This window comes from Pseudomonas sp. SIMBA_041, from assembly GCF_046535095.1.
Classification (GTDB): Bacteria; Pseudomonadota; Gammaproteobacteria; order Pseudomonadales; family Pseudomonadaceae; genus Aquipseudomonas; species Aquipseudomonas mucoides.
This window is the reverse complement of record NZ_JAWRXJ010000777.1, coordinates 1-245: the sequence shown is the minus strand read 5'-3', so window position 1 is coordinate 245 and position 245 is coordinate 1. Positions and strand designations below refer to the sequence as shown.

The following is a 245-nucleotide window of genomic DNA, read 5'->3' as shown; positions in this document are numbered from 1 at the left end:
GACCAACCTAATCATATTCAGGAGTCTGTGCATGCTCATTGCCGTTGCAACACGCAAAGGCGGGGTGGGGAAGACCACCATCGCCACCAACCTGGCAGCCCATCGGGCTTCACAGGGCCACGCCGTCAAGTTCATCGACGCGGACACGGACGAGTACGGCTACATGTGGGGGATGCTTCGCCGCCACAAGGAAGTTACGCCCAACATCCTGCTGGCCAAGATGACAGGTGCGATCTACTCGGACC

1 protein-coding gene is annotated in these 245 nt (G+C 59.2%); it reads left to right on the top strand.

Going from position 1 to position 245, the window contains the following annotated elements; translation table 11 throughout:
- Window positions 1-31 precede the first annotated feature (31 nt).
- Window positions 32-245: ParA family protein (locus SB725_RS33225; RefSeq protein WP_410923700.1), on the top strand; the 214-nt coding region annotated here is incomplete at its 3' end.